Here is a 21,695-nt window from a genome sequence, read left to right as displayed (position 1 = left end):
CGAGTGGAAATAAGCGGTGGCGCCACCTATATTCCTCTGATGGGAGCCATTCCGTTCGACACCTTGAAGCTGGCGCGCACGCTGCGCGAGAAGGCGCATTTTACCGCCGAGCAGGCGGAAGCCGATGCTCTGGCTGATGCATTTCAGGATCGCGTGGCGACCAAGGACGATCTCGCTCTTCTGGAGCAAAGGCTGACGATTAAGATCGGCGGTATGCTGGTTGTCGCCGTCGGGGTGCTCACGGCTCTGCTGAAACTGATCGGTTGACCACCAAGGCTTGACCTTCCGGCCTTTTTCGCCTACCACCCGCCCACTCGCGGGGCCGGCAACGGTCCCGCGTGGTGTTTCACGCACCCGTGGGCCTGTCCGGCGCGTTCGGCCGGGTCCTGTCGGCTCCCGCAAGGGAGCAGAGGAGGGGGCGCGATCCAAACCGCAACCTTGCGAAGAGGACCAGCGCATGAGCAAGCGCGTTTCGGCCAAGCACAAGCTTGACCGCCGTATGGGCGAGAACATCTGGGGCCGCCCGAAGAGCCCCATCAACAAGCGTGAATACGGCCCCGGCCAGCACGGCCAGCGCCGCAAGGGCAAGCTTTCCGACTTCGGCGTGCAGCTGCGCGCCAAGCAGAAGCTGAAGGGCTACTACGCCTCGATCGGCGAGAAGCAGTTCTACGCGGTCTATGTCGAGGCCTCGCGCCTCAAGGGCGACACCGGCGCCAACCTGATCGGCCTGCTCGAGCGCCGTCTCGACGCGGTCATCTACCGCGCCAAGTTCGTCCCGACCGTGTTCGCCGCCCGCCAGTTCGTGAGCCACGGCCACATCAAGGTGAACGGCCGCCGCGTCAACATCCCGTCCTACCAGGTCAAGGTCGGCGATGTGATCGAGGTCAAGGAAGCCTCCAAGCAGCTCGTGCTGGTGCTGGAAGCCGTCGCCTCGGGCGAGCGCGACGTTCCCGATTATCTCGAGGTCGACCACTCCAAGATGACGGCGAAGTTCGCCCGCATCCCGGAGCTCAACGAGGTGCCCTATCCGGTGGTGATGGAGCCGAACCTCGTGGTCGAGTACTACTCGCGCTGATCCTTCGGATCACCGACATCGAAAGAGCCGCCCAAGAGGGCGGCTTTTTTATTGTTCGGCAATCAGATGCGGCTGGAACTGAAGACGCAGCTTCCAGTCCAGCAGGCCGAGCTTTCCATGCTCCATGGCCCCGCCCATGACGTAGCGCACGCCCTGCGTCGCCGGCTCGTCGCGCGCCAGCAGGCGGCAGACGATCTCGACGAAGAGCAGCTTGAGTGCGCCGGCGGACAGGTGCTCGGCATGCGCCATGATCGCCACCATGCGGGCGCTGTTGCCGATGCGGCGCAGCACCACGCTGCCGACCAGCCGCTCGCGCCCGGCCGCCGCGTCGGGGATGAACACGCCCCAGTCCTGCGTCCAGTAGAGCGGCGAGGGCGAGCCGAGCCAGGGATCGTGCCCGACACCGGCATCGCCGAGACCGAGCCGCCTTCCCACGGCTTTCAGCACCGGCCCGCCGGTGCGGAACAGCTTGGAGGTCTCGATGTCGTAGAGGTCGTCGCCATGCGCGAGGCGGTCGAAGGTCCCGCAGCGATAGCCGAGCTCGCGCGCGCCCTTCAGCTCCCGGGTGATGCCGCGGCTGGTGGCCTTCTTGATGGTGCGGATATAGGCGTCGGCGTCAGTGAAGCGGTCGAGGTCGATGACGCTGGCGGTGCCGCGCCACGGGCTCGGCGCAGGCCCATCCGCCGCGTGGCGCATGAATTTCGAGATGAAGTGTCGGTGATTTTCGACCATCTGCCGGTCGAGGGGGGTATCCGGTTCGCCGAGCCGGAGCGTTGCGACCGGCAGCCCGCCGATGCCGGCCATGCCGGCCCGCCGGAGCCGGTCCGCCTTCTTGAGCCGGAACTGCACCGGCTCGACGAGGGCGAAATAGCCGCGCATGAGAAGTCGCTCAAGCGACACGCGGTCTCCTCTGCCAATCGGTTCGGGTCGCGTACGGCCCGAATGGAAAGTCCAACCTCATCCTGAGGTGCCCGGCACTTGGCCGGGCCTCGAAGGATGCTCGTCCGGGGGCGCTATGGCGACCATCCTTCGAGGCTCGCTGCGCGAGCACCTCAGGATGAGGACGCCCTATCGGTCAGGCAAAAAGCCTCACGCCGTGGCGCGGCCCATCACGGCGACGCCCTTCTCCTCCAGCAGCGTCTGCAGCTCGCCGGACTGGTACATCTCGCGCACGATGTCGCAGCCGCCGACGAACTCGCCCTTGACGAAGACCTGGGGGATGGTCGGCCAGTTGGTGTACTCCTTGATCCCCTGGCGGATCTCGTCGGAGTCGAGCACGTTGATGCCCTTATAGTCGACGCCCAGCAGCCCCATGATGTGCGCCACCTGGCCGGAGAAGCCGCACATGGGGAACTGCGGCGTGCCCTTCATGAAGACGACGACGTCGTTGCTCTTCACCTGGCCGTCGATGAAATCGTGGATGCTCATGGCAGTGCCCTTCACCCTTGCGGGGCTCGCGAGTTGGAGATGCGGCGCGAGGCGCCGCTTTCAGTCGGGTACATTGGTCTGAAGCGCCAGGGCATGCAATATGCCGCCCATCTGGCCCTTCAGCGCCGCGTAGACCATCTGGTGCTGCTGCACCCGGCTCTTGCCGCGGAAGCTCTCCGAGACGACGGTGGCGGCGTAGTGGTTGCCGTCGCCGGCAAGGTCGCGGATCTCCACGGAGGCGCCCGGCAGGCCCTCCCTGATCAGCCGCTCGATCTCGGCCGCTTCCATCGCCATCGGTTCCGCTCCCTCACATCAGGCCCGCGCCCATATAGATGGGCAGCCAGGCCTCGTGCCGCTCGCGCAGCGCGTCCATTACAATTGGGCGCTCGCCCGGGATATTCAATCGGTCGCCGCCGGTGGTGCCGAGCTTGGCGATGGTCACGCCCGCGAGTTCGGCGCGCCGCAGCACCAGCGCCTTGGCGCTGCTCTGCAGGGTGATCACGTAGCGCGCCTGGTCCTCGCCGAACCAGAAGGCGTAGGGGTTGATGTCGGCCGGCGGGGCGACGAGGTTGGCGCCGATGCCCGACGCCATGGCCATCTCCGCCAGCGCCATCAGCACGCCGCCGTCGGAGACGTCGTGCACGGCGGTGACGAGGCCTTCCTCGATCAGCGCGCGCACATAGTCGCCGTTGCGGCGCTCCAGCGCGAGGTCCACCGGCGGCGGGGCGCCGTCCTCGCGGTCGAGGATCTCGCACATGAAGGCGGACTGGCCGAGCCAGCCGGCGGTCTCGCCGACCAGCAGGATGATCTCGCCATTATCCTTGAAGTCGATGGTGGCCATCTTCTCGACATCGGCGAGCACGCCGACGCCGCCGATGGTCGGGGTCGGCAGGATCGCCCGGCCGAAGGTCTCGTTGTAGAGGCTGACATTGCCGGAGACGACCGGGAATTCCAGCTCGCGGGCGGCCTCCCCGAGGCCCCGCAGGCAGCCGACGAGCTGGCCCATGATCTCCGGGCGCTCGGGATTGCCGAAGTTCAAATTGTCGGTGATCGCCAGCGGCTTGCCGCCGACGGCGGTGATGTTGCGCCAGGCTTCCGCCACCGCCTGCTTGCCGCCCTCGAACGGGTCGGCCTCGCAATAGCGCGGGGTGACGTCGCAGGTGATCGCCAGCCCCTTCGGGCCGTCGTCGATCCGCACCACCGCCGCGTCGCCGCCGGGGCGCTGCACGGTGTTGTTGAGGATGATGTGGTCGTACTGCTCCCAGATCCAGCGCTTGGAGGCGAAGTCGGGCGAGCCGACGAGGCGTTCCAGCGCGCCGGGAATGGTCGCGGTGATGTCGAGCGAAGCGGGGTCGATGCGCTGCTGCTTGGGCGTCTCGGTCCAGGGGCGGTCATAGAGCGGGGCCTCGTCGCCCAGCTCCTTGATCGGCAGGTCGGCCTTGACCTCGCCCTTGTGCTTCACGACGAAGCGCAGATTGTCGGTGGTGTGGCCGACGATGGCGAAGTCGAGCCCCCATTTGCGGAAGATGGCTTCCGCCTGCTCTTCCTTGCCGGGCGCGATCACCATGAGCATGCGCTCCTGGCTCTCGGAGAGCATCATCTCATAGGCGCTCATGCCCTCTTCGCGGCAGGGCACGTTGTCGAGGTCGAGCTCGATGCCGAGGTCGCCCTTGGCGCCCATCTCCACCGCCGAGCAGGTCAGGCCCGCCGCGCCCATGTCCTGGATGGCGACGACGCAGCCGGCGGCCATGATCTCGAGGCAGGCTTCCAACAGCAGCTTCTCGGCGAAGGGATCGCCCACCTGCACGGTCGGGCGCTTCTCCTCCGCGCCCTCGCCGAACTCGGCCGAGGCCATGGTGGCGCCGTGGATGCCGTCGCGGCCGGTCTTGGAGCCGAGATAGACCACCGGCAGGCCGACGCCGGTCGCCTTGGCGTAGAAGATCTTGTCGGTGTCGGCGAGGCCGACCGCCATGGCGTTGACGAGGCAATTGCCGTCATAGCGGGTGTGGAAGCCGACGAGGCCGCCCACGGTGGGCACGCCGAAGGAATTGCCGTAGCCGCCGATGCCCGCCACCACGCCGGCGACGAGGTGCCGGGTGCGCGGGTGCTTGGGATCGCCGAAGCGCAGCGCGTTGAGCGCGGCGATCGGGCGCGCGCCCATGGTGAAGACGTCGCGCAGGATGCCGCCCACGCCCGTCGCCGCGCCCTGATAGGGCTCGATATAGGACGGGTGGTTGTGGCTCTCCATCTTGAACACGGCGGCCTGGCCGTCGCCGATGTCGATCACGCCGGCATTCTCGCCCGGTCCCTGGATCACCCACGGCGCCTTGGTCGGCAGGCCGCGCAGGTGCAGGCGCGAGGACTTGTACGAGCAGTGCTCGTTCCACATGGCGGAGAAGATGCCGAGCTCGGTGAAGCTGGGCTCGCGGCCGATCAGCTTCAGGATGCGCTGGTACTCGTCCGGCTTCAGGCCGTGGTCGGCGATGAGCTCGGGGGTGATCTTGGGTTCGTGGGCGGTCATGCGCGGGCCGTCATTTGTTTTCGGTCAGGGCGGGCGAGGGCGGCGCGAGGCTCACGCCCGCTCCAGCGCCCCGACGAGGCTCTCGAACATGGCTCGACCATCGGTCGGGCCGACGAGCGGGTCGACATGGTTCTCGGGGTGCGGCATCAGGCCGAGCACGTTCAGCTTCTCGGAGATGATGCCGGCGATGGAGTTGGCGGCGCCGTTGAGCACCTGGGTGTCGTCGCGCCTTCCGTCCGCCATCACATAGCGGAACACGACGCGGCCCTCGTCCTCCAGCCGCTTCAGCGTCTCGGCGTCGGCGGTGTAGTTGCCCTCGCCATGCGCGACCGGGTAGCGGACGATGGCGCCCTTGGAATAGCGCCGGGTGAAGGGCGTGTCGTTGCGCTCGACCTTGAGCAGCGCCTCGCGGCAGATGAAGCGCAGACGGGCGTTGCGCACCAGCACGCCGGGGAGCAGGCCGCTCTCGCACAGGATCTGGAAGCCGTTGCAGATGCCGAGCACCAGCCCGCCGCGGGCGGCGTGGTCGCGCACCGCGTCCATGATGGCGGCGCGGGCGGCGATGGCGCCGCAGCGCAGATAGTCGCCATAGGAGAAGCCGCCGGGCAGCACGACGAGGTCGGTGCCGGCGGGAAGCGAGGTCTCGGCGTGCCAGACCAGCGCGGGCTTGCTGCCGGAGACGTGCTCGAGCGCGCGCGCGACGTCGCCCTCGCGGTTGGAGCCGGGAAAGACGAGGACGGCGGATTTCATGGCGTCAGCCCACGAACTCGATGCGGTAGGTCTCGATCACCGTGTTGGCGAGCAGCTTCTCGCAGGCGTCCTTCAGCGTCGCCTCGGCCTTGGCGGGGTCGTTGCCGTCGAGCTCGACGTCGAACACCTTGCCCTGGCGCACGCTCGCCACGCCCGGCACGCCGAGCGAGCGCAGCGCGCCTTCGATCGCCTTGCCCTGCGGATCGAGCACGGCGGATTTCAGGGTGACGAGGACGCGCGCCTTCATGGGACCACTCTAGCTTCTCTGCAAACGGTAGCGGGGCAAATAGAAACGGGGGCTTTGCGGCCCCCGCCTATCATCTGGCCGCGAACGGCTCAATGCGCGAATGTGGATGGCTGACCCGAAGCAGGCGCAACGGGCCATCCAGCCTCACTTCTCCGGCTCGGACTTCACCAGCACCGGGCCGCTCGACTGGAGCCGCTCGTTCTCGGACATGATGCCGAGCCGGCGGGCGACTTCCGAATAGGCCTCGACGAGGCCGCCCATGTCGCGGCGGAAGCGGTCCTTGTCGAGCTTGTCGTTCGACTTGATGTCCCACAGGCGGCAGGAATCCGGGCTGATCTCGTCGGCGACGACGATCCGCATCATGTCGTTTTCCCACAGCCGGCCGCATTCCATCTTGAAGTCGACGAGGCGGATGCCGACGCCGAGGAACAGGCCGGAGAGGAAGTCGTTCACGCGGATCGCCAGCGCGATGATGTCGTCGATCTCCTGGGTGGTGGCCCAGCCGAACGCCGTGATGTGTTCCTCGGAGACCATCGGGTCGCCGAGCTGGTCGTTCTTGTAATAGAACTCGATGATCGAACGCGGAAGCTGGGTGCCTTCCTCGATGCCGAGGCGGCTCGACAGCGAGCCGGCGGCGACATTGCGCACCACGACCTCGAGGGGGATGATCTCGACCTCGCGGATGAGCTGCTCGCGCATGTTCAGCCGCTTGATGAAATGCGTGGGGACACCGATCTCGTTCAGCTTCAGGAAGACATATTCCGAGATGCGGTTGTTCAGCACGCCTTTGCCGTCGATGACGTCGTGCTTCTTGTTGTTGAAGGCAGTGGCGTCGTCCTTGAAGTGCTGGATCAGCGTGCCTGGCTCGGGGCCCTCATAGAGGACCTTCGCCTTACCTTCATAAATGCGGCGGCGGCGGCTCATGGGTGGGTACCGTCGGTTGAGGAAGTCCATTTAGGGTGCCGGGGCTTCGGTTCCGGGTTAACGGCTGGGGCGCCGCACTTCTGCGCGATCTGCTCGCGCTCTGACGATTCGTCTCGCATGGCACCAGCGCCCACGGGCGGACACTAGCCGATCGGGGGAACGGATACAAACACCGGAGCGCGCAACGGGCCTGCACAGGCAGCATGAGCGTCACATTGACGTAGGAGCCGGCGAGATGTCTCGTCGGCGTTGATTTGGGGGCGGGGGCAGGATAATCAAGCCCGCGATCTACCCAGCCACGGGGCGAATAGTTATGAGCACGTTCAACGACCGCGAAGACGCGTTCGAAGCCAAGTACGCCCATGACGAAGCCTTGAAGTTCAAGGCTCAGGCGCGTCGCAACAAGGCGCTCGCCCTGTGGGCGGCGGACAAGCTTGGTCTGACCGGCGCCGATGTCGACGCCTATGCGCTGGCGCTCATCGAAGCGGACCTCGAAGAGGGCGGCGACCAGGACGTGTTCCGCAAGCTCAAGGCCGATTTCGAGGCCAAGGGTGTGGACGTCTCCGAGCACCGCATCCGCCGGACCATGGACGAGCTTCTCGAAGAAGCGGTCAAGTCGCTGAAGAGCCAGGCCTGACGTTCCGAGGTCTGCGCCGGCCGCGGCACGCGGCCGGCCTCGCCCCCGAATCGTCGGGCGCGGCAAGCATGCTGGTTGCACCTTGGCAACCATTTTCCACCCATTTTATTGCGAAAGTTCCGCTTTCGGGGCATCCCTGACCCTGGCCGTTGCCGTCCATGACGGTGGCGACGGCGGGGAGGGACCGATGCGGTTCAGGACACCCCTCGCGCTGGCTTCGGGGCTGGTGGTCGCGGGAACACTCGTCGCCGGCGCATGGCCGTCGATGACGACGCGCAACGCCAATGTGCGCGGCGGCCCGGGCACGGCCTATGGCGTGCTCGGCACGCTGCCGGCCGGCTCGCCGCTGGACGTCGTCAGCTGCACCGGCAACTGGTGCGAGACGCAGTACGGCTACATCAGCGCCGGACTGCTCGGGCAGGGCGCGGCGGGCTATGGCGCCGCCCCGGGCTATGCGCCGGCCTATGCCGGCACCGGCACGAGTTACGGCCAGCCCTATAACGCTGCGGCCGCCGCCGCGATCGCCCGCGCGCCGGCCTACACGGCCCCGGCCGCGAGCGTTCCGGTCGCCGGCGCGTCGGCCCTCGGCTACGGCGCAGCCCCGGCGACAGCCACGGCTGTACGCTCGGCGGCGGGCCCGCACGATCCGACCGAGGATCATCCCGGCAGCAACACCACCATGGCCGGGCCGCGCACCACCATCGGCCAGACCAATGTGCGCAGCGGCCCCGGCGTCGATTACCCCGTGACCAAGACGCTGCCCGACTTCACCAAGGTCGAGGTGACCAACTGCGCCAATGCGTGGTGCCAGACCAATGAAGGCTACATCAGCATCTACCTGCTCTCGCGCGGGCCGGTGCAGCAGGTTCTGACCTCGGAAGCGCAGCCGCGCGTGCCGGGTTCGCAGACGCGTGATTCCATCGCCTGGAACGCGGCGACGCAGGCGGCGATGGGCTATGGCGCGCCGGGCTCGGGCGTACAGGGCGGCTATGCGGCGGGTGGCGTCGCCGGCGCCTATGCGCCCGTCGGCGCGCCGCGCCTTCCCGCCGCCAATTATGCCCGTCCGCTGCCGCAACTGGCCGGCACCTACGCCCCGGCCGCGCGCGGCTATGCGCCCACGACTGCTGGCGCCTATGGCGCAGGCGGCGGCGCGGTGACCACGGCCAATGCCAATGTGCGCGGCGGCCCGGGCATGAATTATGGCGTGCTGGGCACGCTGCCGGCGGGCTCGCCGGTGAGCGTCGTCGCCTGCACCGGAAGCTGGTGCCAGACCCAATACGGCTACATCAGCGCCCGGTTGCTGTCGCAGGGCGGGGCGGGCTATGCCGGCAACGTCCCCGGCTACGCGCCGGCCTATGCCGGCACCGGCACGAATTACCGCCAGCCCTATAATGCCGCCGCCGCGATCCCGCGCGCTCCGGCCTATGCCGCGCCGGCGACCGCGCCGGTCGCGCCGCGCGCCGCCCCGGTCGTGAATGTTCCGGTCGCCGGCGCGGCGGCTCTCGGCTACGGCGCCGCTCCGGCGACGGCCACGGCTGTACGCTCGGCGGCGGGCCCGCACGATCCGACCGAGGATCATCCCGGCAGCAACACCACCATGGCCGGGCCGCGCACCACCATCGGCCAGACCAATGTGCGCAGCGGTCCCGGCGTCGATTACCCCGTGACCAAGACGCTGCCCGACTTCACCAAGGTCGAGGTGACGAACTGTGCCAATGCGTGGTGCCAGACCAATGAAGGCTACATCAGCATCTACCTGCTCTCGCGCGGGCCGGTGCAGCAGGTTCTGACGTCCGAAGCGCAGCCGCGCGTGCCGGGTTCCCAGACGCGTGACTCCATCGCCTGGAACGCGGCGACGCAGGCGGCGATGGGCTATGGCGCGCCGGGTTCCGGCGTGCAGGGCGGTTATGCGGCGGGCTATACGCCCGGTTCCACACCGGCTGCCGGCTATGCCCGGCCGGTGCCGCAGGTCGCCGGCGCCGCGGCGCTCGGCTATCCGACGGCGGGTCGCGCCTATGCGCCCTCGGCCGGCGCCGCCTATGGCGCGGCGGGCACGGCGACGACGACGGCGAATGTGAATGTGCGCGGCGGCCCGGGCGTTGCCTATGGCGTGCTCGGCACCCTGCCGGCCGGTTCCCCGGTCAATATCGTGAGCTGCACGGGCAGCTGGTGCCAGACGCAGTACGGCTATGTCAGCGCCCGCCATGTCAGCCAGGGCGCCTTCGCCGGCACCGTGCTCGGCCAGGCCGGCGCCCTGCCGGGCGCCGCGCCCGCCTATGCCGGCAGCGGCACCAATTATCGCCGGACCCAGTCCGTGCCGGCGGCGCGCAACTACCCGCTCGGCAACAATATGGGCATCGTGCCGATCTCGCCCTCGCAGGCGCCGCGCTATCTCGGCGCGCCGGGTGCCGCGCTGGATTCGGCCGGCGGCGCCTACACCGCGACCACCTTGTCGAACCTCAATGTGCGCAGCGGCCCCGGCACGTCCTATGAGGTGCTCGGCACGCTACCGGCCGGCTCGCCGGTGGATGTGGTGGGCTGCTCGGGAAGCTGGTGCCAGACGCAATTTGGCTATGTCAGCGCCCGCCATCTGAACGGCGCCGGAACCGATGCCGGCACCTTGCTGGCGCGGCCGGCGGTCGTCTCCGGCGGCGACTATTCCAACGCCGCCTATGTCGACCCGGCCCTCGTCGCCACCGCGCCGGCCTATGCCGCCTATCCGGCGGAGGCCTATCCGCAGAGCGACTATGTCGCCACCGCCGCCAGCCTGCCTGTGGTGGAGACGCTGGGCGGCATCGACAGCAATTGGGGCGGCTATGGCCGCGGCCTTGGTTGGACCAACTGGCGCACGAGCTGGGGTCCGGGCTACTGGGGGCCGGGGTTGCATGGCCGCAACATCCCGTCCAACTGGGGTGCGCGGCCGAGCTATTGGGGCGGGCGCACCACCTTCTGGAACGTCCATCCCGGCTATCGGACGCGTGCCTATCGCGGCGACCGGCGCGGCAATTACTACTGGTCGCGCCGCGGCGAGGGCCGCCTGCCGCAGGCGGCGAGCTGGTATTATGGCCTCGGACCGCGCTGGCAGGGCCCCTATGCCGAGGGACCGGAATATGCCGGCCGGCCGGTGGTCTGGCAGCCGCGCGCCGGCATCTGGTGAGCCCTGCCGCCCTGCGCGCGGATAGGTGATGCAACCAATTCCGCCGGACGTGGTTGGGACCGAAGATTAAGAACCGGCCGCCCAGGCGACGACCGGCGGCGCTTCACGCGCCTTAGGGAGATGAAAATGAGTCTCGTTAAGTCGTTGGCGCTGGCCGCCGGCCTTCTGGTCGCCGGCAGCGTCGTGAACGCGGCATCCGCGGCGGTGATCACCAACACGGTGAATGTCCGCAGCGGGCCGGGAACGAACTACCGTGTGATCGGCTCGCTGCCGGCGGGCGCCCGCGTCAGCGTGGGCGGCTGCACCCGCAATTGGTGCCGCGTGGGCGGCGGCTGGGTGAGCGCCAGCTTCATCGCCGGCGGCGGCACCAGCGTCGTCGTCAGCCCCGACTACTACGCCGATGACGTCGCCCTCGGCGTCGGCGCCTTCGCGCTCGGTGCGGCGGTCGGCTCGGCCTGGAACGATGGCTGGGGCTGGGGCTATGGCCCGGGCTGGGGCTGGGGTCCCGGCTGGGGCTGGGGTCCGGGCTGGCGGCGCGCCTATTGGCGCGGTGGCTATTGGGGCCCGGGCTGGAATCGCCCCGGCTGGAACCGTCCGGGCTGGAACCGTCCGGGCTGGAACCGTCCGGGCTGGGGCGCTCGTCCCGGCTGGCGTGGCCGCCCGGTCTATTGGGGCGGCGGTCCGCGCTTCCGCGGTCCGGTCTATCGCGCCGGCGGCTTCCGCGGCCCCGCCTTCCGCGGTCCGGTGTATCGCGCCGGCAGCTTCGGCCGTCCGGCCGTGTGGCGCGGCGGCGGTTTCGGCCGCGGCTTCGGCGGCCGGCGCTTCTGAGCCCGCCGGCTTCAGGCGCGTCCGAAGACGCGCCTGAAGATCGTATCGACGTGCTTGAGGTGATAGCCGAGGTCGAACTTCTCGGCGATCTCCTCAGCCGTCAGATATTGGCGCACTTCCGCATCATTGGTGAGCAGGGTCTGGAACTCGCCCTCGCCGCGCCAGACCGGCATGGCGTTGCGCTGCACCAGCCGATAGGCGTCCTCGCGTGACGCGCCCTTCTGGGTCAGCGCCAGCAGCACGCGCTGCGAATGCACCAGACCGCCGAGGCGGTCGAGGTTCTTCTGCATATTCTCCGGGTAGACCATCAGCTTCTCGACCACGCCGGCGAGCCGGTTGAGCGCGAAGTCGAGCGTCACCGTCGCGTCCGGCCCGATCATCCGCTCGACCGAGGAGTGCGAGATGTCGCGCTCGTGCCAGAGCGCGACGTTCTCCAGCGCCGGCGTGACCATGCCGCGCACGAGGCGGGCGAGGCCGGTGATGTTCTCGGTCAGCACCGGGTTGCGCTTGTGCGGCATGGCCGAGGAGCCCTTCTGCCCGGCGGAGAAGAACTCCTCCGCCTCCAGCACCTCGGTGCGCTGCAGGTGGCGGATCTCGATGGCGACGCGCTCCATGGAGGAGGCGACGACGCCGAGCGCGGCGAAATAGGCGGCGTGGCGGTCGCGCGGGATCACCTGCGTCGACACCGGCTCGACCGCGAGCCCCATCTTCGCCGCGACATATTCCTCAACCCGCGGGTCGATCTGCGCGAAGGTGCCGACCGCGCCGGAGATGGCGCAGGTGGCCACTTCCGCCCGCGCCGCGACGAGACGGGCGCGGTTGCGCTGGAACTCGGCATGCGCCTGGGCGAGCTTCAGCCCGAAGGTGGTCGGTTCGGCATGGATGCCGTGCGAGCGGCCGATGGTCGGCGTCATCTTGTGCTCGAAGGCGCGCGCCTCCAGCGCCGCCAGCAGGCGGTCGACATCCGCGATCAGGATGTCGGCGGCACGCACCAGCTGCACCGACAGGCAGGTGTCGAGCACGTCGGACGAGGTCATGCCCTGGTGGACGAAGCGCGCCTCCGGCCCGACGATCTCGGCGAGATGGGTGAGGAAGGCGATGACGTCGTGCTTGGTGACCGCCTCGATCTCGTCGATGCGTTCGACGTCGAAGGTGGCGTCCTTCGCCATCTCCCAGATCTTGGCCGCGGCCTCCTTCGGCACCACGCCGATCTCGGCCAGCGCGTCGGTCGCGTGCGCCTCGATCTCGAACCAGATGCGGAAGCGCGTCTGCGGCTCCCAGATGGCGGCCATTTCGGGGCGGGTATAGCGCGGGATCACGGGCGGCTCTTTCGGGCTGAAGCGAGTGCCCGCGCTCTAGCAGATAGCCGGGTGCGGGACAAATCCCGCGCGCTCAGCCGGTGAAGGGGAAACCCTGGCGCTCGAAGCGCACGCCGTCCATTTCATGATGGCAGACGCAGTGGAACTTGTGCGCGATCTCCTCGATCAGCTGCAGGCGGGCGACGCGGGTACCGGTGATGTTGCGGTCGAGCCACCGGTCCGGGATGGTGAGCACCATGCCCATCTCCAGCCGGCACAGGATTCTCCGCAGCTCGTCGCCGTTCGCGTGGGCTTCCATCGTCGTCACTCCGCGTCACACCAGTTCGCCGCGCGCGCGCAGGGCGGCGTCGCGGATGGCTTTGATGTTGCCGGCATAGGCGCTCGCACCGCCCTTGAACACGGCCGAGCCGGCGACCAGCGCATTGGCGCCGGCGAGCATGCAGGCGGGGGCGGTGTCGTGGGTCACGCCGCCGTCGATCTCGATGTCGATCGGCCGGTCGCCGACCAGCGCCGAGATCTGCCGCACCTTGTCCATCACCGGGGCGATGAAGGCCTGGCCGCCGAATCCGGGATTGACCGTCATCACGATGATGACGTCGATCAGGTCGAGCACGTTCTCGATCATGCTCGCGGGGGTCGCGGGATTGATGGCGACGCCCGCCTTCTTGCCGAGCGCGCGGATCGCCTGCAGCGAGCGGTGCAGATGCGGGCCGGCCTCGGCATGGACGCTGATGTGGTCGGCGCCGGCCTTGGCGAAGGCCTCCAGATACGGGTCGACCGGCGCGATCATCAGATGCACGTCGAAGGGCTTGGACGAGAGCGGGCGGATCGCCTTCACCACGTCCGGGCCGAAGGAGATGTTCGGCACGAAATGCCCGTCCATCACGTCGATATGGATCCAGTCGGCGCCGGCGGCGTCGACCGCGCGCACCTCCTCGCCGAAGCGCGCGAAGTCGCTGGCAAGGATGGAAGGCGAGATGATGAGCGGGCGCTGGGTCATGTCGGGTCTCCGGCCGCGTGTTCCGGCTGGTGCGCGCCCTAGCATGGCGGTCGCGACGCGGCAACAAAGGCCGGTGCTATTGTGCGGCCTGCGGAAAAGCCCAACCATGGCCGGGGGCGATTCCGGCGTGGCGCCGGCCGGCCCGAGGAATTTTCAGGGGGATTTCGCATGATCAGCAAGAGCGTGCTCGCCGCGGTGGCGGTGCTGTCGGTCGCCGGCTTCATGGGCACGGCGCAGGAGGCCAATGCGTGGCGGGCTGCCGGTTGCGGCGGGCGCGGCTGCGCCGCCGCTTGGGGGCCGGGCCATTATTACGGCCCCGGCCGCTATTACGGCCCGGTGCCGCGCGGCGGCGGCGTGGTGGTGGTGAATCCGCGCCGCTACTGGCCGCCCGGTGGCGCGGTGGCCGCCGGCGCCGCGCTCGGCTTCCTCACCGGGGTCGCCGCCGCCAATCTGGTCGGCCCGCCGCCCCAGCCGAATTATTGCTGGTACTACACCAATCCGCAGCGCACGACCGGCTTCTGGGAACCCTGCCCCTGACCGTCCTCCGCAAAAGAGAAGGCCGGGACATGCCCGGCCTTCGAGTTTGACGACGCGCGACGCGTCGCAGCGATCGTCAGGAGGGGATTGGGGGTGACCCCCGAAGTCGGCATCTGCCGACTTCGGTCGCCGCAACGAGGAACTCGGGCGAGCCCAAGTTCCTGCCGCCCGGAGTCCTGCCGTGCGAACCCGCGGCGCAAGGACTGGGTCCCCGGGTCAAGCCCGGGGATGAGGGAAGATTTTGTGGTCGGGCCGCCAGGCCTCCCGGTCACTTGGTCCAGCGTCTCACTTGGTCCAGGCGTCGACCTTGGCCTTGTTGGCGGCGACCCAGGCCTTGGCGGTGGCGGCCGGGTCCGCGCCGGGCTTGTTGTTCTCGACCATCACCTTCTGCTCGTCGTCGAGCGAGAGGCTGAAATTGTCGAGGATCTTGTAGGCTTCCGGCGCCTCTTCCTTCAGCTTGGTCGAGACCACGGTGTTGACCGTCTCCTCGCCGCCGAACACGCCCTTCGGGTCCGCGAGGTACTTCAGGTCCCACTCGGCGAACATCCAGTGCGGCGTCCAGGTGGTGACGACGATCGGCTCCTTCTTGGCGGCGGCGTCCTTGAGCGCGGCGACCATGGTGGCGTCCGAGCCCTCGACCAGCTTCACCGGCAGGTCGTAGTCCTTGATCGCCTTCTCCGACGCCTTCATCAGGCCGGCGCCCGGATCGATGCCGATCACCTTGCCGCCGAACTTCGCCGGGTCCTTCTTGATGTCCTCGATGGTGGCGATGTCGACATAGGTCGGCACGGCCCAGCCGATCTTGGCGCCGGTGACGTTCGGGCCGAGGTCGACGACCTTGCCCTTCAGCTTGGCGTTGTAGGCGGCGTGGGTGGCCGGCAGCCAGGCCGCGACCATGGCGTCGGCCTCGCCCGTCGCCACCGCCTGCCACATGGCGGCGCCGGAGAGCGGGACGATCTTCACCGTGTAGCCCTTGTCCTCGAGCACGGTCTTGATGATGTTGGTGGCGACCACCGCGTCGGACCACTCCACATAGGCGATGGTGAGGTCCTTCTTTTCCGCCTGCGCCGCACCCATGGCGAGGCCGAGGGCGGTGGCGGCGACGGCCGCCGTCTGCACGAATTTTCCGAGGATCGACATTGTCGTTGCTCCGCTCTGAAAAGGTTGTTCGGGGTCGGAAGTCGTTTTTCTGCTTCCGTTGGTGAGGGTCAGACGCCCTCGCGGTCGCGCCGCATGTGACGGGCGATGTGCTGGGTGATGCGGTCGAGGATGACGGCGAGCACCACGATGGCGATGCCGGCCTGGAAGCCCTGTCCGGCTTCCAGCCGCTGGATCGCCTTCCACACCTCGCCGCCGAGCCCGCCGGCGCCGATCATGGCGGCGATCACCACCATGGAGAGCGCCAGCATGATGGTCTGGTTGATGCCGGCCATGATGGTGGGGATGGCGAGCGGCAGCTGCACCTTGAACAGCTTCTGCCAGCGGCTGGAGCCGAAGGCGTCCGCCGCCTCCACCAGCTGCGAGGGCGTCTCCAATATGCCGAGCGCCGTCAGCCGGATGGTCGGCGGCATGGCGAAGACGATGGTCGCGAAGCACGCCGACACCGCGCCGAGCCCGAAGAAGGGGATGGCCGGGATCAGGTAAACGAAGCTCGGCATGGTCTGCATCATGTCGAGCGCCGGCGCGACGACGCGCCAGAAGCGCTTGCTGAGCGCGGCGCCGATGCCGATCGGGATGCCGATGGCGAGCGCGAACAGGGTCGAGACCAGCACCAGCACGAGCGACTGCATGGTCGCCCGCCACAGCTCCAGGTTCCACAGGAAGGCGAAGCCGAGCATCGAGAAGAGCGCGATGCGGGCGGTGGTCAGCCGCCAGATCAGCAGGCCGAAGAGGACGATGACCAGCCATGGCGGCAGGCCGACGAGGAAATCGGTGATCTCCTCGATGCCGGTGCCGATGACCGCGCTGATGGCGCGGGTGACGCCGGAGAAGTGCTCGGTCGCCCAGTCGAGGGCGATGTCGCACCATTCGGCGAGCGGGATGCGCGGGATCTCGAATTCCATCGCCGTGCCCCTTTCAGTGCTCCGTCTCGGACCGCCGGCGGGCGAGCGCGGCGACGAGATCGGCGTTGGCGATGACCCCGGCGAGCTCGCCCGTCGGGCCGATGACGGCGATCTCGCCGCGGCCTGCGGCGAGCTTGGCGACCGCCTCGTTGAGCGTGGCGGTGCCGGAGACGAAGGCTTCGCGGTCGCTGAGCAGCAGGCGCAGCTCGGTCTCGCCGGCGCCGCGCAGCGTCGCGGCATCGACCGTGCCCTGGAAGCGGCCCTCATGGCAGACGACGGTCATCACCGGCTCGCCGGACTGGGTGAGGCTCGCCAGCGCTTCCGCCGCCGTGCTGTGCCAGGCCTTGACCGCCGCCGGCTGGCGCATGGCGTCGCCCGCGGTGACGACGCCGAGCACGTCGATATGCTCGACGAAGCGGCGCACATATTCGTCCGCCGGGTTGGCGAGGAAGTCGGCGGCGGTGCCCTGCTGGACGACGCGCCCGTCCTTCATCAGCACGATGCGCCCGCCGAGCGCGATGGCCTCGTCGAGGTCGTGGCTGACGAAGACGATGGTCTTCTTCAGGCGTCTTTGCAGCGCCACCAGCTCCTGCTGCATGTCCCGGCGGATCAGCGGGTCGAGGGCGCTGAAGGCCTCGTCCATCAGAAGCACGTCCGGGTCGAGCGCCAGCGCGCGGGCGAGGCCGGCGCGCTGCTGCATGCCGCCGGAGAGCTGGGAAGGGTAGTGCTGGTCCCAGCCCTTCAGCCCGACCGTCTCGATGGCGGCGAGCGCCTTGTCGCGCCGCCGGTCGGCCGCCACGCCCTGGATTTCCAGGCCGTATTCGACGTTCTTCAGGATGGTGCGGTGGGGGAACAACGCGAATTGCTGGAACACCATGCCGAAGCGGGTGCGGCGCAGCTCCATCAGTTCGCGCTCGGCGAGCTTGGTGACGTCGGTATCGTCGATGAGGACGCTGCCGGCGGTCGGCTCGATCAGCCGGTTGATGCAGCGCAGGCAGGTCGACTTGCCCGAGCCCGACAGGCCCATGACGATGAGGATCTCGCCCTCGTCGACGTCGAAGCTGACATCCTGCAGGCCGACGACGGCACCGGTCGCTTTAAGGATGTCGGCCCGGTTCTGCCCGGCCTGGAGCAGCGACAACGCTGCCCCGGCTTCGTCGCCGAAGATTTTGGTCAGTCCGCGGACCCTGATGCGCGGCCGTTTCTCGGTCATGCGCTCCCCTCTTTATCAAGGGGAGTGTCGGGCGCATGGCTGCCCTGCCGATTGGACATATGCGACAAGCGGCGCGTCAAAGACGACAAGACGTCGCGCTTATTGCGGCCCCGTCAATAGGGGCGGTCTCTCATCCGCCGAAACGGTCCCGCCACGCCGGCAGCGTGCCCGGCTGGGGCAGGGCGGTCGCCTCGTAGACGGCGCGGGCGCAGGCGCGGGCGAGGCTGCGCACCACCGCGTCGCCGATCAGCGCGAGGTCGAAGACGGGATCGGTGAGCGGGCGCTTGCCCGTCGCGGCGGCGAAGATGGTGTCGCCGTCGAGCGGCGTGTGCACCGGCCAGATGGCATGGGCGTAGCCGTCATGGGCCATCACCGCGAGCCGCTTGCACTGCGCCTTGGTGAGCACGGCGTCGGTGGCGACGATGGCGATCGTGGTGTTCGCGCCCGGCGGCAGGCCCTTCAGCGCCGGCCGGTCGGGCAGGGCAGGCAGCGGGGAGGGCAGGCCGAGCCCGCCGAACTCGCCGTCGTTCTCGAAGGGCGCCGCCCAGAAATGTCCGCCGTCGCCGAGATTGGTGGCGCCGCAGGCGTTCACCGCCACCAGCGCGCCGACCGTGTGGCCGGAGGCGGCGACCATCGAGGCCGAGCCGAGCCCGCCCTTGAGGTTCACCGTGGTGGCGCCGGTGCCGGCCCCGACCGTGCCGAGCGCGAAGTCGAGGCTTGCAGCGTTCGCCGCGGCATAGCCGAGGTCGCGATAGGGGGCGAAGCGGCCCCAGTCCTTGTCGCCGCCATTGATCAGGTCGAACAGCACCGCGCCCGGCACGATCGGCACCACCGCCGTGCCGACCGGGAAGCCGATGCCGCGCTCGGCCAGCCACGCCATGACGCCGGCGCCGGCATCGAGGCCGAAGGCCGAGCCGCCCGACAGCGTCACCGCGTGGATGGCGCCGACCGTCTCGTCCGGCGCCAGCAGGTCGGTCTCGCGCGTGCCCGGCCCGCCGCCGCGCACATCGACCGAGGCGACGGTCGGTTCGTCGAACAGGATGGCGGTGACGCCGGAGGCGAGGTCGAGGTCGGTAGCATGGCCGACCTTGAGGCCGGCGACGTCGGTGATCAGGTTGCGCATCGAACCTCTTCCTTGAAACGGCTTACCCGCGGGCATCACATCACGGCGAGGGTTAACCCGTCGCATTGCATAAGCCAGCGCGGGCGTGCAAGGGGAAGCCCTCGGAACGGCAAGGTTGCTCCTTTCATGGCCGACGTCACGCTTCCGGCCGCCTTCGTGGCCGGCATCGCCAGCTTCGCCTCTCCCTGCGTGCTGCCGCTGGTGCCGCCCTATCTGTGCTACCTCGCCGGCACCAGCCTCGACCAGATCACGCACAAGGCGCCGACCGACACCGCCGCCTGGCGCACGCTGGGCGCGGCGGCGCTGTTCGTCGCCGGCTTCTCCACCGTCTTCGTGGCGCTGGGGGCTGGCGCTTCGGTGGCCGGGGCGTATCTGCGGCTCTATTCGCAGGAGCTCGCCGTCGTCGCCGGCGTGGCCATCCTGCTGATGGGGCTGCACTTCCTGGGCATATTGCGCTTCGGGTGGCTCACCCAGACCAAGCGCGTGCATGTCGACGCGCCGACTACCCTCGTCGGCGCCTATGCGATGGGCCTCGCCTTCGCCTTCGGCTGGACGCCCTGCATCGGGCCGGTGCTGGCGGCGATTCTCGCGGTGGCGGCGAGCGAGCAGACGCTGACGCGCGGCGCGGGGCTGCTGGCCATCTATTCCGCCGGGCTCGGCGTGCCCTTCCTCGCCGTGGCGGCGATGGCGCGTCCGGCGCTCGGCCTGCTCGGCCATGCGCGGCGCTATCTGCCGATGGTGGAGAAGGTGATGGGCGCGCTGCTCGTGCTCACCGGCATCGGTTTCCTGTCCGGCTGGATGGCCACGGCGAGCTTCTGGCTGCTGGAGACCTTCCCGGCCCTGTCGCGCTTCGGCTGAGCCGGACAAGTCGTGGATCCCCGGCCAGGCCCGGGGATGACGTTCCTCTCTCCGCGCGTCAACCCGGACGGCCGCAGGCCGATCCGGGATCGCGTAAACAATCTCGACGTCATGCCCGGGCTTGGCCCGCCGTCGGCATTTGCCGATGGCGGTTTGCTTGAAACAGAACTCGGGCAGGCCCGAGTTCTGGCCATCCACGTCTTTCTTCCAGGGTGAGCCGGACAAGTCGTGGATCCCCGGGTCAAGCCCGGGGATGACGCCCGAACCATCGACCCAAAACAAAACCCGCCGGATCGCTCCGGCGGGTCGTGTCGTATCAGGTCCGAGGGTGCGCCGAGAGGGCGTCCCTTTCGGGCGCGCCGGCTCAGAGCTCGGTGTAGCCGCCGTCCTTCCAGACGTAGACCACGTAGTCGAGGTTGGTGCGGTCGCCCTTCTTGTCGAACATCAGCTTGCCGAGGACGGTGTCGAACGGCTTGCCCGAGTGGATGTACTCGGCGACCTTCTTGGGGTCGGTCGACTTGGTGGCTTCCGCAGCCTGCTGGATCACCTGGCCGGCGGCGTAGGAGTAGAGCACGTAGCCTTCCGGATCGATGCCCTTCTTCTTGAACTCCTCGACGACCGCGGCGGCGGCGGGGTTCTTGCGCGGGTCCGGACCGAAGGTCATCAGCGTGCCGGCGGCGCCCGGACCGGCGATGGTCCAGAACTCCTTGTCGGTGATGCCGTCGCCCGAGAAGAGCACGGTGTTCATGCCCTGGTCGCGCATCTGGCGGACCAGCAGGCCGGCCTCGGTGTGCAGGCCGCCGTAGTAGAGGATCTCGGTGCCCGCGGCCTTCAGCTTGGAGACGAGGGCCGAGTAGTCCTTCTCACCCGGGTTGATGCCTTCGTAGAGCACTTCCTTGACGCCGGCGGCCTTCATCGCCTTCTGCGTCTCGTCCGCCAGACCCTTGCCGTAGGGGGTCTTGTCGTGAACGATCGCGACCTTCTTGCCCTTCAGGTTCTTGACGATGTACTCGGCCGCCACGGCGCCCTGCTGGTCGTCACGGCCGCAGGTGCGGAAGACTTCCTTGAGGCCGCGCTCGGTCAGCTTCGGGTTGGTCGAGGCCGGGGAGATGGCGAGCACGCCGGCTTCGGCATACTGCTCGGAGGCCGGGATCGACACGCCCGAGTTGAAGTGGCCGATCACGAACTTCACGCCGTCGGCGATGAACTTGTTCGCCACCGACACGCCCTGCTCGGGCTTGGCCGCGTCGTCGCCGACGAAGAGCTCGACCTTCTGGCCGAGGATGCCGCCCTTGGCGTTGACGTCGGCGACCCACTGCTCGGCGCCGTTCTTGAGCTGCGCGCCGAAGGTCGCGTTGGCGCCGGTCATCGGGCCGCCCACGCCGACCTTGACCTGCGCCGAGGCCGGGGCGGCGAGAGCCGCCATGGCGCCGAGCGCGATACCGGCAAACAGAAGCTTCTTCATGAACTTCTCTCCTGGTTCTGGAAGGGAGTTGATCTCGCTGCCTCGTCGGCCCGGTGACACTCGCCTCGGGCCGATATCATGCCCTTTTCCGTGTCCGTGTCGATGACGAAGCGAAAGGTTGCGGAGACGCTCACGCGGTATCTCCGTGGGTTGCCGATGGGACGCCTTCGGTCCAGCCGAACGGACCGGCCTGCCGATAGAGCCAGCCATAGCGCGTGCCCATCTGCTTGGCGCGCTCGGCGCGGAAGCCGAGCGTCGTGACCGCCAGCAGGAACGCCGTGTCGGTGAGGAAATAGTGCCACGACAGCAGCGTCCCCTCGAACAGCGCGTAGTGGAAGAAGCGCACCACGCAGCCGAGCAGAACGGCGTAGATCACCGCCTGCCGGTAGCTGCGCCAGGTGCCGGCGATGGAGCGGCCGGTGAGCCAGGCCGCGCCGCCGCCGAGGAAGATGGTGACGAGCAGGAAGTCGCCGCGCGAGACCTCGACCACAGCCCATGGCAGGAACAGGAAGGACAGCACCATGAGCAGCACGACGAGGCCGGGCACCAG

The 21,695-nt window shown here is 68.7% G+C and carries 24 protein-coding genes; 8 read left to right on the top strand and 16 right to left on the bottom strand.

Annotated elements, in window-relative coordinates; genetic code table 11:
* The first annotated feature begins 3 nt into the window (after positions 1 to 3).
* Together SNOV_RS10755 and rpsD are read left to right on the top strand one after the other, a co-directional pair.
* Entirely contained in the window at positions 4 to 267 is a 264-nt protein-coding gene (locus SNOV_RS10755) for a hypothetical protein (RefSeq protein WP_244412926.1), read from the top strand.
* Positions 268 to 457: 190 nt separating this feature from the next.
* Positions 458 to 1,075, top strand: a complete 618-nt coding sequence (rpsD, locus tag SNOV_RS10750) for a 30S ribosomal protein S4 (RefSeq protein WP_013166954.1) — start codon at positions 458 to 460, stop codon at positions 1,073 to 1,075.
* A gap of 48 nt (positions 1,076 to 1,123) precedes the next feature.
* On the opposite strand, the gene SNOV_RS10745 is transcribed toward rpsD, so the two are convergent.
* The 7 genes from SNOV_RS10745 to purC form a co-directional block, all read right to left on the bottom strand.
* Positions 1,124 to 1,975: a hypothetical protein gene (locus SNOV_RS10745; RefSeq protein WP_144295978.1), complete on the bottom strand. Its 852-nt coding sequence runs from the start codon at positions 1,973 to 1,975 to the stop codon at positions 1,124 to 1,126.
* 189 nt (positions 1,976 to 2,164) lie between these two features.
* Complete coding sequence (gene grxD, locus SNOV_RS10740) at positions 2,165 to 2,503, bottom strand: Grx4 family monothiol glutaredoxin (RefSeq protein WP_013166952.1); 339 nt, start codon at positions 2,501 to 2,503, stop codon at positions 2,165 to 2,167.
* Between the two features lie 60 nt (positions 2,504 to 2,563).
* Positions 2,564 to 2,797: a BolA family protein gene (locus SNOV_RS10735; RefSeq protein ID WP_013166951.1), complete on the bottom strand. Its 234-nt coding sequence runs from the start codon at positions 2,795 to 2,797 to the stop codon at positions 2,564 to 2,566.
* Positions 2,798 to 2,810: 13 nt separating this feature from the next.
* Positions 2,811 to 5,024, bottom strand: a complete 2,214-nt coding sequence (gene purL / locus SNOV_RS10730; RefSeq protein WP_013166950.1) for a phosphoribosylformylglycinamidine synthase subunit PurL — start codon at positions 5,022 to 5,024, stop codon at positions 2,811 to 2,813.
* A gap of 51 nt (positions 5,025 to 5,075) precedes the next feature.
* Positions 5,076 to 5,774 carry a phosphoribosylformylglycinamidine synthase subunit PurQ gene (gene purQ, locus SNOV_RS10725; RefSeq protein ID WP_013166949.1) on the bottom strand — a complete coding sequence of 233 codons (699 nt, stop codon included), beginning with the start codon at positions 5,772 to 5,774 and terminating at the stop codon, positions 5,076 to 5,078.
* A 4-nt stretch (positions 5,775 to 5,778) separates the two neighbouring features.
* A complete protein-coding gene (gene purS / locus SNOV_RS10720; protein ID WP_013166948.1) occupies positions 5,779 to 6,021 on the bottom strand; it encodes a phosphoribosylformylglycinamidine synthase subunit PurS in 243 nt (80 codons plus the stop codon).
* A gap of 144 nt (positions 6,022 to 6,165) precedes the next feature.
* Positions 6,166 to 6,975 (bottom strand): phosphoribosylaminoimidazolesuccinocarboxamide synthase, encoded by an 810-nt coding sequence (purC, locus tag SNOV_RS10715; RefSeq protein WP_013166947.1) that lies wholly within the window; start codon positions 6,973 to 6,975, stop codon positions 6,166 to 6,168.
* Between the two features lie 283 nt (positions 6,976 to 7,258).
* Between purC and SNOV_RS10710 the strand changes: the two genes are divergently transcribed.
* From SNOV_RS10710 to SNOV_RS10700, 3 genes are all read left to right on the top strand, one after another.
* On the top strand, positions 7,259 to 7,582 hold the full coding sequence (locus tag SNOV_RS10710) for a DUF1476 domain-containing protein (RefSeq protein WP_013166946.1): 324 nt from the start codon (positions 7,259 to 7,261) through the stop codon (positions 7,580 to 7,582).
* 187 nt (positions 7,583 to 7,769) lie between these two features.
* Complete coding sequence (locus tag SNOV_RS24230; RefSeq protein ID WP_013166945.1) at positions 7,770 to 10,739, top strand: SH3 domain-containing protein; 2,970 nt, start codon at positions 7,770 to 7,772, stop codon at positions 10,737 to 10,739.
* A gap of 126 nt (positions 10,740 to 10,865) precedes the next feature.
* Positions 10,866 to 11,567 (top strand): SH3 domain-containing protein, encoded by a 702-nt coding sequence (locus tag SNOV_RS10700; RefSeq protein WP_013166944.1) that lies wholly within the window; start codon positions 10,866 to 10,868, stop codon positions 11,565 to 11,567.
* An 11-nt stretch (positions 11,568 to 11,578) separates the two neighbouring features.
* Here the strand turns inward: SNOV_RS10700 and purB are convergent, their stop codons facing one another.
* From purB to rpe, 3 genes are all read right to left on the bottom strand, one after another.
* Positions 11,579 to 12,886, bottom strand: coding sequence for an adenylosuccinate lyase (gene purB, locus SNOV_RS10695; RefSeq protein ID WP_013166943.1), 1,308 nt, complete (start codon positions 12,884 to 12,886; stop codon positions 11,579 to 11,581).
* Between the two features lie 73 nt (positions 12,887 to 12,959).
* Positions 12,960 to 13,184, bottom strand: coding sequence for a hypothetical protein (locus SNOV_RS10690; RefSeq protein ID WP_013166942.1), 225 nt, complete (start codon positions 13,182 to 13,184; stop codon positions 12,960 to 12,962).
* A gap of 15 nt (positions 13,185 to 13,199) precedes the next feature.
* Entirely contained in the window at positions 13,200 to 13,886 is a 687-nt protein-coding gene (rpe, locus tag SNOV_RS10685; protein WP_013166941.1) for a ribulose-phosphate 3-epimerase, read from the bottom strand.
* 168 nt (positions 13,887 to 14,054) lie between these two features.
* Between rpe and SNOV_RS10680 the strand changes: the two genes are divergently transcribed.
* Positions 14,055 to 14,423, top strand: coding sequence for a hypothetical protein (locus SNOV_RS10680; RefSeq protein ID WP_013166940.1), 369 nt, complete (start codon positions 14,055 to 14,057; stop codon positions 14,421 to 14,423).
* Positions 14,424 to 14,708: 285 nt separating this feature from the next.
* On the opposite strand, the gene SNOV_RS10675 is transcribed toward SNOV_RS10680, so the two are convergent.
* The 4 genes from SNOV_RS10675 to SNOV_RS10660 all read right to left on the bottom strand — a co-directional run bounded on the left by SNOV_RS10675 (position 14,709) and on the right by SNOV_RS10660 (position 18,822).
* Complete coding sequence (locus SNOV_RS10675; protein WP_013166939.1) at positions 14,709 to 15,563, bottom strand: glycine betaine ABC transporter substrate-binding protein; 855 nt, start codon at positions 15,561 to 15,563, stop codon at positions 14,709 to 14,711.
* A gap of 68 nt (positions 15,564 to 15,631) precedes the next feature.
* Positions 15,632 to 16,486 carry an ABC transporter permease gene (locus SNOV_RS10670; RefSeq protein ID WP_013166938.1) on the bottom strand — a complete coding sequence of 285 codons (855 nt, stop codon included), beginning with the start codon at positions 16,484 to 16,486 and terminating at the stop codon, positions 15,632 to 15,634.
* 13 nt (positions 16,487 to 16,499) lie between these two features.
* Positions 16,500 to 17,699 carry a quaternary amine ABC transporter ATP-binding protein gene (locus SNOV_RS10665; RefSeq protein WP_013166937.1) on the bottom strand — a complete coding sequence of 400 codons (1,200 nt, stop codon included), beginning with the start codon at positions 17,697 to 17,699 and terminating at the stop codon, positions 16,500 to 16,502.
* Between the two features lie 130 nt (positions 17,700 to 17,829).
* Positions 17,830 to 18,822 carry a P1 family peptidase gene (locus tag SNOV_RS10660; protein ID WP_013166936.1) on the bottom strand — a complete coding sequence of 331 codons (993 nt, stop codon included), beginning with the start codon at positions 18,820 to 18,822 and terminating at the stop codon, positions 17,830 to 17,832.
* 126 nt (positions 18,823 to 18,948) lie between these two features.
* Here SNOV_RS10660 and SNOV_RS10655 point away from each other — a divergent pair, with 126 nt between their 5' ends.
* Both SNOV_RS10655 and SNOV_RS23800 read left to right on the top strand, forming a co-directional pair.
* Entirely contained in the window at positions 18,949 to 19,680 is a 732-nt protein-coding gene (locus SNOV_RS10655; RefSeq protein ID WP_013166935.1) for a cytochrome c biogenesis CcdA family protein, read from the top strand.
* 36 nt (positions 19,681 to 19,716) lie between these two features.
* On the top strand, positions 19,717 to 19,896 hold the full coding sequence (locus SNOV_RS23800) for a hypothetical protein (protein WP_187291112.1): 180 nt from the start codon (positions 19,717 to 19,719) through the stop codon (positions 19,894 to 19,896).
* 148 nt (positions 19,897 to 20,044) lie between these two features.
* Here the strand turns inward: SNOV_RS23800 and SNOV_RS10650 are convergent, their stop codons facing one another.
* Both SNOV_RS10650 and SNOV_RS10645 read right to left on the bottom strand, forming a co-directional pair.
* Positions 20,045 to 21,145: a branched-chain amino acid ABC transporter substrate-binding protein gene (locus SNOV_RS10650; RefSeq protein WP_013166934.1), complete on the bottom strand. Its 1,101-nt coding sequence runs from the start codon at positions 21,143 to 21,145 to the stop codon at positions 20,045 to 20,047.
* A 130-nt stretch (positions 21,146 to 21,275) separates the two neighbouring features.
* Positions 21,276 to 21,668, bottom strand: coding sequence for a DUF6867 family protein (locus tag SNOV_RS10645; RefSeq protein ID WP_049785817.1), 393 nt, complete (start codon positions 21,666 to 21,668; stop codon positions 21,276 to 21,278).
* Positions 21,669 to 21,695: the final 27 nt, after the last annotated feature.

Source organism: Ancylobacter novellus DSM 506, from assembly GCF_000092925.1.
Lineage (GTDB): Bacteria > Pseudomonadota > Alphaproteobacteria > Rhizobiales > Xanthobacteraceae > Ancylobacter > Ancylobacter novellus.
The sequence above is the reverse complement of the archived record's forward strand: the minus strand, read 5'-3'. Positions and strand labels throughout refer to the sequence as shown.

Bases quoted from the DNA above. Each gene is read 5' to 3' on its own strand.
- rpsD (WP_013166954.1), top strand. From the start codon at position 458: ATGAGCAAGCGCGTTTCGGCCAAGCACAAGCTTGACCGCCGTATGGGC.
- grxD (WP_013166952.1), bottom strand. From the start codon at position 2,503: ATGAGCATCCACGATTTCATCGACGGCCAGGTGAAGAGCAACGACGTC.
- SNOV_RS10735 (WP_013166951.1), bottom strand. From the start codon at position 2,797: ATGGCGATGGAAGCGGCCGAGATCGAGCGGCTGATCAGGGAGGGCCTG.
- purL (WP_013166950.1), bottom strand. From the start codon at position 5,024: ATGACCGCCCACGAACCCAAGATCACCCCCGAGCTCATCGCCGACCAC.
- purQ (WP_013166949.1), bottom strand. From the start codon at position 5,774: ATGAAATCCGCCGTCCTCGTCTTTCCCGGCTCCAACCGCGAGGGCGAC.
- purS (WP_013166948.1), bottom strand. From the start codon at position 6,021: ATGAAGGCGCGCGTCCTCGTCACCCTGAAATCCGCCGTGCTCGATCCG.
- purC (WP_013166947.1), bottom strand. From the start codon at position 6,975: ATGGACTTCCTCAACCGACGGTACCCACCCATGAGCCGCCGCCGCCGC.
- SNOV_RS10710 (WP_013166946.1), top strand. From the start codon at position 7,259: ATGAGCACGTTCAACGACCGCGAAGACGCGTTCGAAGCCAAGTACGCC.
- SNOV_RS24230 (WP_013166945.1), top strand. From the start codon at position 7,770: ATGCGGTTCAGGACACCCCTCGCGCTGGCTTCGGGGCTGGTGGTCGCG.
- SNOV_RS10700 (WP_013166944.1), top strand. From the start codon at position 10,866: ATGAGTCTCGTTAAGTCGTTGGCGCTGGCCGCCGGCCTTCTGGTCGCC.
- SNOV_RS10690 (WP_013166942.1), bottom strand. From the start codon at position 13,184: ATGGAAGCCCACGCGAACGGCGACGAGCTGCGGAGAATCCTGTGCCGG.
- rpe (WP_013166941.1), bottom strand. From the start codon at position 13,886: ATGACCCAGCGCCCGCTCATCATCTCGCCTTCCATCCTTGCCAGCGAC.
- SNOV_RS10680 (WP_013166940.1), top strand. From the start codon at position 14,055: ATGATCAGCAAGAGCGTGCTCGCCGCGGTGGCGGTGCTGTCGGTCGCC.
- SNOV_RS10675 (WP_013166939.1), bottom strand. From the start codon at position 15,563: ATGTCGATCCTCGGAAAATTCGTGCAGACGGCGGCCGTCGCCGCCACC.
- SNOV_RS10670 (WP_013166938.1), bottom strand. From the start codon at position 16,486: ATGGAATTCGAGATCCCGCGCATCCCGCTCGCCGAATGGTGCGACATC.
- SNOV_RS10665 (WP_013166937.1), bottom strand. From the start codon at position 17,699: ATGACCGAGAAACGGCCGCGCATCAGGGTCCGCGGACTGACCAAAATC.
- SNOV_RS10660 (WP_013166936.1), bottom strand. From the start codon at position 18,822: ATGCGCAACCTGATCACCGACGTCGCCGGCCTCAAGGTCGGCCATGCT.
- SNOV_RS10655 (WP_013166935.1), top strand. From the start codon at position 18,949: ATGGCCGACGTCACGCTTCCGGCCGCCTTCGTGGCCGGCATCGCCAGC.
- SNOV_RS23800 (WP_187291112.1), top strand. From the start codon at position 19,717: ATGACGTTCCTCTCTCCGCGCGTCAACCCGGACGGCCGCAGGCCGATC.
- SNOV_RS10650 (WP_013166934.1), bottom strand. From the start codon at position 21,145: ATGAAGAAGCTTCTGTTTGCCGGTATCGCGCTCGGCGCCATGGCGGCT.
- SNOV_RS10645 (WP_049785817.1), bottom strand. From the start codon at position 21,668: ATGGTGCTGTCCTTCCTGTTCCTGCCATGGGCTGTGGTCGAGGTCTCG.